A 7,159-nucleotide genomic window follows, 5' to 3' on the forward strand; every position below is an offset into this window, starting at 1 on the left:
GACTACGTCATCGGGGTCCTCGCCGCGATCACCGCGGGCGCGATCGCGGTGCCGCTGTTCGATCCGGGCCTGCCCGGCCACGCGGGACGGCTCGCCGCGGTCCTCGCCGACTGCGCGCCGTCGGCCGTCGTCACCACGGCCGGCGCCCGGCCGGGCGTCGAAGCGTTCCTCGGCCAGGACATCGCCGTCGTCACGGTCGACCGGCCGGAACCGGCGCGGACGTGGCCCGCGCCCACCGCGGCCCCGGACGACGTCGCGTACCTGCAGTACACGTCCGGTTCGACGCGCAGCCCGGCCGGCGTGGTGCTGACCCACGCGAACGTGCTCGCCAACGTCACCCAGGCCGTGCGCGGCCTCGGCCTCGACCCGGCCGCGGCCACCACGGTCTCGTGGCTGCCGCTGTTCCACGACATGGGGCTCGTCCTCGGCTTGATCACGCCCCTGGCGCTGGGCCTGCGCTCGGTGCTGATGGACCCGCTCGCCTTCATCGAGCGGCCCGTCCGCTGGCTGGAGCTGCTCGGCGACCACGCGGGCAGCTGGAGCGCGGCCCCGAACTTCGCCTTCCACTACTGCACGAGCCGGATCCGCGAGGCCGACCGCGCGCGGCTGCGGCTCGGCCGGGTCGCCGCGATCGTCAACGGCGCCGAGCCGATCAACCCGGACGTCCTCGACCGGTTCCACACCGCCTTCGCCGCCGCCGGGTACCGGCCGGACATGACCCGCCCGGCGTACGGACTGGCCGAGGCCACCGTCTTCGTCACCACCGGCCCCGCCGCGACCCCGCGCGTCACCACGTTCGACCGCGACGCCCTCGCCACCGGCACCGCGCGGCCGGCCGGGGACGGCGTCCGGCTCGTCGCGTGCGGCGTCCCGGCCGGGCAGCTCGTCGCCCTCGTCGACCCGGAAACCGGGATCGTGCGGCCCGACGGCTCGGTCGGCGAAATCTGGGTGCACGGGCCCAACGTCGGCACGGGGTACTGGCAGAAACCCCTGGAGAGCGCCGAGACGTTCGGCGCCCGGCCGGCCGGGGACGACCGGCCCTGGCTGCGGACCGGCGACCTCGGTGTCCGCCACGACGGCGAGCTGTACATCGCGGGCCGGATCAAGGACCTGATCATCGTCGACGGGCGCAACCACTACCCGCAGGACGTCGAAGCGACCGCCGCGTCGGCCGACCCCGCGATCCGCCCCGGCAGCGTCGCGGCCTTCGCCGTCGCGGGCACCGACACCGAAGCCGTCGTCGTGGTCGCCGAACACCGCGGCCACGCGGACCTGACCGAACCCGCCGAGCGGGCGCTCGGCGGCGCGATCCGGCGGCTGATCTCCGACGCGCACGGGCTCGCGCTGCGGGAGGTGCTGCTCGTGCCGCCCGGACGGGTCCCGCGCACCTCCAGCGGCAAGATCGCGCGCGGCGCCTGCCGCGACCGCTACCTCGCCGGCGACTACGGAAAGGCACTGGCGCGATGACCGAGCCGACGACCGACACCCTGCGCCGCTGGGTCCTGGACACCGTCGCCGAGCACACCGGCGTCACGGCCGAGCCCGACCGGCCGCTCGGCGACTACGGCCTGTCCTCCCGCCAGGCCGTCGGCATCGCCGCCGACCTCGAGGAACGGCTCGGCCGGCGGCTGCCGGCGACCTTGCTGTGGGAAAGCCCGACCATCGACCACCTCGTCCGCAGCCTGGCCGGTTTCGCAGAGCCGGACGTCCCGCGCGGCACCGACCGCCGCCGGACCGACCCCGTCGCCGTCGTCGGCCTGGGCTGCCGGTTCCCCGGCGCGGACGGGCCCGGCGAGTTCTGGGACCTGCTGCGCGGCGGCGGCGACGCCGTCCGGACCGCACCGCCGGGCCGCTGGAGCGCCGAGGCGGCCCCGGTGCTGGGCGGGTTCCTCGACGACGTCGCCGGGTTCGACGCCGAGCACTTCGGCATCACGCCGCGCGAAGCGGCGACGATGGACCCGCAGCAGCGGATGCTCCTGGAGGTCACCTGGGCGGCGCTGGAGCACGCCGGCATCGCGCCGGCGTCCCTGCGCGGCAGCCGGACCGGCGTGTTCACCGGTATCGCGACCCACGACTACGGCCACCTCACGATGACCGGCGGCGAGCCGGACCTGTGGACGGCCACCGGCGCGGCGGGCAGCATCGCGGCCAACCGGCTGTCGTACGTCTACGACCTGCGCGGGCCGAGCATGGCGGTGGACACGGCGTGCTCGTCGTCGCTGGCCGCGGTGCACCACGCGGTGCGCGCGCTGCGCGACGGCGAGGCGGACCTGGCGCTGGCGGCGGGGGTCAACCTCATGCTGCTCCCGGGCCCGACGGCGGCGTTCGCGGCCGCGGGCCTGCTGGCGGGCGACGGCCGCTGCAAGACGTTCTCGGCGGCCGCGGACGGCATCGCGCGCGCCGAGGGCTGCGGTGTCGTGGTGCTCAAACGCCTGGCGGACGCCGAATACGACGGCGATCGGGTCCTCGCGGTGATCCGTGCCTCCGCGGTCAATTCCGACGGCCGCTCGAACGGCCTGGCCGCGCCGAACCCACTGGCGCAGCAGGCGATGCTGCGGGAGGCGTACCGGGAGGTCGATCCGTCCACTGTGGATTACGTGGAGGCGCACGGAACGGGGACGCTGCTGGGCGACCCGATCGAGGCCGGCGCGCTGGGCGCGGTGCTGGGTGCGGGGCGGGCGGCCGGAGCGCCGTTGCTGATCGGTTCGGTGAAGACCAACATCGCCCACGCGGAAGCGGCCGCGGGGATCGCCGGGCTGATCAAGGTGGTGCTCGCGATGAAGCACGGATCCCTGCCCCCGCAGCTGCACTTCGCGGCGCCGAACCCGCACATCGCGTTCGGCTCGCTGGGGTTGCGGGTGGTGACGGAGCCGACGCCGTGGCCCCGGCACACCGGCCGCGCGACGGCGGGGGTGTCGGCGTTCGGGTTCGGCGGGACGAACGCGCACGTGGTGCTCGAGGAGGCCACGCCGCCGGCTCGGGAGAGCGGCGGCACCGCGCGGCGGAACGGTGTTCGGCCGGGCGGCACCGGCGGCGTCCGGCTCGGCCTTCTCTCCGCCCGGACCCGCGACCGGCTCACCGAGCGGGCCACGCAGCTGGCGGACTGGCTGGGCTCCCCCGCCGGGCGCCGGAGCTCGCTCACCGACGTCACCCACACCCTCGCCCGGCGCGACAACGCCGGCCCGCACCGGGCCGCCCTCGTCGCCGCGGACCACCGGGAACTCGCCGCGCTGCTGCGAGCCGTCGGAGACCGCGCCGACCCCCTGCCCGCCGGTGCCGTCACCGGTGCCGCCGTCGCCGGGGACGGACCCGTTTTCGTCTTCTCCGGGCACGGGTCCCAATGGGCCGGGATGGGCCGGCACCTCCTGGCCGTCGAGCCGGCCTTCGCCGCCCAGGCCGACAAGCTCGGCGACGCCTTCACGGAGTACGCCGGCCGGTCGTTGCGCTCGCTCCTCACCGGCGCCGCTCCCCGGACGCTGGCCGAAACCCAGCTGGCGATCTTCGGGACGCAGGTCGCGCTGGCCGCGCGGTGGGAGGCGCTCGGCGTCCGGCCCGCCGCCGTCATCGGGCACTCGCTCGGGTCCGCGGCCGCGGCCGTCGTGGCCGGGGTGCTGACCGGCGACGAAGCCGTCCACCTGGTCGCCACCCGCGCCCGGCTGCTGGAGACGGCCGGCCCGGGCGGCGCCATGGCCGCGGTGGAACTGACGCCCGGCGAGCTCGCCGGGCACCCCGGTGTCGAGCTCGCCGTCGACTCGGCGCCGGGGCAGGTGACCGTCGCCGGAGACGCTCTCGTCCTCGACCGGCTCGTCGCCGAACTCGAGGCCGCCGGGCGGAGCGCGCGGCGGCTGCCCGTCGGGGTCGCCGGGCATTCGGCCGGGGTCGAGCCCGTCCTCGGCGCCCTGCGCGACGCGCTCGCCGAGCTGGGTGGCCGGCGGCCGCTGGTGCCCTGGTACGACACGGTGCTGACCGACCCGCGCGAGCTCCCGGACTTCGACGCCGGTTACTGGGCCGCGCACCTGCGCCGCCCGGTCCGGTTCCGCCAGGCGGTCACCGCGGCCGCCGCGGACGGCCACCGCGTGTTCGCCGAGGTCTCGCCCCACCCGATCCTGCGGGGTTCGCTGGCCCGCACCCTCGAAGCGGCCGGGATCACGGACGCGGTGGTGACGGGCACCCTGCGCCGAGGCCAGGACGAGGTCCGCGCCTTCGCGGCGGCCGCGGGCGCGCTGTACTGCGCGGGCACCCGCATCACGGTGACCACCCCGGACGACGGCGCCCAGCTCACGGACGTGCCGCCGATGCCGTGGCGCCACGAGCGGCACTGGTACACGGACAACGACGAGGTCGCGCCGGCGCTCGCGGCCGCACCCGGGACAACGGCCCCGGGTTGCGTGGCCGGGCCCGCCGCACCACCCACCGCGCCCGCCCCGGCGGGAGCGGCCGGACCCGAGACCGCGACTCCGGGCCGTGCGGCCGGGCTCACCTCCCCAGCCGCCGCGCCCACCCCAGCCAGAGCCGCCGGCCCCCGCGCCGCACCGGGCCACGCCACCGAACCCACCGCGCCCGCCGCCGCCGGTGATCGGCTCACCGGCATCGTCGCCGCGATCATGGGCCTCTCCCCCGACCGGCTGGATCCCGACGTCCCGCTCGTCGAACTCGGGCTCGACTCGCTCATGGCGAACCGGATCCGCGAAACCGTCCGGCGGGAACTCGGCGCCGAACCCGATGCCGCCGCCGTCCTCCGGGGCGCCACCCTCGCCGACCTCAACCGCGATCTCGTCCCCCGCGGTGACGAACCCCCGGCCCGGGGCCGGGCCTGGGACGCCGCCGACCGCCTGGTCCGCCGGCTCTGGCGGCAGCACACCGGCACCGAGGCCGCCGGCCCGCACGTCCGCCTCACCGGCACCGCGCAACCGCGGCAGCTGGCCCGGCTGCTCGCCGACGGCCTCACCACCGAACTCGACACCCCCGTCGACCCGGCGGACCTCCTGCGCCACGACTCCCTCGCCGCCGTCGCCGATGTCGCGCGGGCACTGCTCGACACGCGCGAGGCCCGCGGGCCCGTGCACCTCCTCCGGCCCGGCGACGCCGGCACCGCACCCCTGCTGCTGTTCCACCCCGGCGGCAGCACCTGCACCGTCTACCGCCCGCTGCTGGACCGGCTGCCCGCCGGCGTGCCCTGCGTCGGCTTCGAACGCGTGCCCGGCGCCGCCATCGAGGACCGCGTCGAACGGCTCCTGCCGCTCGTGCGGGCCCGCGTGCCCCACGGGCCCTACCGGCTCGCCGGCTGGTCGTTCGGCGGTGCCCTCGCCTACGGCGTCGCCACGCGGCTCGCCGACGAGGGCGAACCGGTCGAGCTCGTCGCCCTCATCGACACCATGCTGCCGCTGCCCGAACCGGACCTCGACCCGCGGGCGTCGTCGGCCCGGCGGTTCCTGCGCTTCACCGGCTACGTCGAAGGCACCTACGGCCGGACCGTCCGGCTCGGCCACGACGAACTCGCGCCGCTGCCCGAAGAAGAACAGATCGAGCTCACCATGCGGCGGGTCGCCGAAGCCGGATTGCTCAGCCCCGGTGTCCTGCGGCACCAACACCAGTCCTTTTCGGACACCCTCGCGGCGGAACGCGGGACGCCGCGGCCCTACGACGGCCGGGTGGTGCTGTACCGGGCCACCGAACCGTACGCCGCCGGGCTCGCGATGGAACCGCGCTACTCCCGCACCGACCTCGCCGCCGGCTGGGCCGGGCTGTGCCCGCGGCTGGAGATCGTCCCGGTGGCCGCGCACCACCTGTCGGTCGTCGACCCGCCCCACGTCGACGTCGTCGCGCGACACCTCGGGGGCCTGCTGTGGCCGTGACGCAGGCGGGCGTCCGGGCGTGGCCGCTGCTGGCCGTGCTCGGCGCCGGCCTCTTCCTGGTCGCGGTGGACGCGACCGTGCTGCACGTCGCGCTGCCCGACCTCGTCCGGCAGCTGCGGCCCGGTGCCGCGGCCCAGGTCTGGATCGTGGCCGTCTACCCGCTCACCGCGGCGCCGCTGCTCCTGCCGTCCGGCACGCTCGGCGACCGCTTCGGACGGCGACGCGTCCTCGTCACCGGCTACGCGGTGTTCGGCGCCGCCTCGCTCGGCTGCGCGCTCGCGCCCGGCGTTCCCACGCTGCTCGCCGCGCGCGCGGCGCTGGGCGTCGGCGGGGCCCTGATCATGCCGGTGACGACGGCGCTGCTGCGGGAGCTGTTCCCGGACCGGCGACGGCGACGCGCGGCGATCGCGGTGTGCAGCGGCATCGCCGGAACCGGCTCGGTGTTCGGGCCGGTCCTCGGCGGGCTGCTCGTCCAGGCGTGGGGCTGGCGGGCGACGTTCCTGGTCAACCCGCCGGTCATCCTGGCCGCGGTCGCGGCGGCGCTGCGGTGGCTGCCGCGCAGCCCACCCGGACGTGAACCGTGGGACGCGCTCAGCGCGGTACTCGCGGCCGGCGGGGTGCTCGGGATCGCCGCCGCCGTCGGGCCGTCGGGGGGCGGCTTCGCGGCCGGGGCGGGTGCCGCCGGGTGCGTCCTCCTCGCGCTCTTCGTGCGCCGCCAGCGGCGGGCCGCAACACCCCTGCTGGACCTGGCCCTGTTCCGGCGCCCGGGGGTGCCGGCCGCGGCCGGCGGGGTCCTGCTGGTGATGAGCACGCTGGTCGGGCTCGGCCTGCTGCTCGCCCAGTACCTCCAGGTGGTGCTCGGCCTGTCCCCGACCGCCGCGGCCGCCCGGCTCCTGCTCGTGCTCGGCGCGGCCGCGACCGGCAGCGTGGTGGCGCCGGCGCTGCTGGAGCGGTTCGGCAACCCCCGCGTCCGCACGGCGGGGTTCGCCCTGGCGGCGGCGTCCCTCGGCATCCCGGCGGCGGGCGGGCTGGCGTCGCCGTGGTGGCTGGGCGGCGCACTGGCCGGTTCGGGCTTCGGCATGGCGCTCGCGCTGACGTCGAGCACGGACACGCTGCTGACGGCCGCCCCCGCCGACCGGGCGGGCGGCGCGGCCGCGGTCGAGAAGACCGGCTACGAACTCGGGGCGGGCCTGGGCACGACGGCGTTCGGCTCGCTGGCGGCGGCCGTCTACGCGGCCCACCTGGTGGTGCCACCCGGCGTGCCCGACGCGGCGGCCCGGCTGGCTTCGGCCGGACCGGCACAG

3 protein-coding genes are annotated in these 7,159 nt (G+C 77.1%); all 3 read left to right on the plus strand.

The window, feature by feature from the left end:
- Positions 1–1,467: fatty acyl-AMP ligase (locus tag ACFVYA_RS48850; RefSeq protein WP_387055381.1), on the plus strand; the 1,467-nt coding region annotated here is incomplete at its 5' end.
- Complete coding sequence (locus ACFVYA_RS48855; RefSeq protein ID WP_387055383.1) at positions 1,464–5,855, plus strand: beta-ketoacyl synthase N-terminal-like domain-containing protein; 4,392 nt, start codon at positions 1,464–1,466, stop codon at positions 5,853–5,855. The genes ACFVYA_RS48850 and ACFVYA_RS48855, both read left to right, overlap by 4 nt.
- Positions 5,846–7,159: MFS transporter (locus tag ACFVYA_RS48860; protein WP_387055385.1), on the plus strand; the 1,314-nt coding region annotated here is incomplete at its 3' end. The genes ACFVYA_RS48855 and ACFVYA_RS48860, both read left to right, overlap by 10 nt.

The sequence above is a fragment of the Amycolatopsis sp. NPDC058278 genome (genome assembly GCF_042881395.1).
In the GTDB taxonomy this organism is placed as follows: Bacteria; Actinomycetota; Actinomycetes; order Mycobacteriales; family Pseudonocardiaceae; genus Amycolatopsis.

Excerpts from the sequence above, each read along its gene's own strand:
- ACFVYA_RS48855 (WP_387055383.1), top strand. The coding sequence starts at position 1,464 with ATGACCGAGCCGACGACCGACACCCTGCGCCGCTGGGTCCTGGACACC.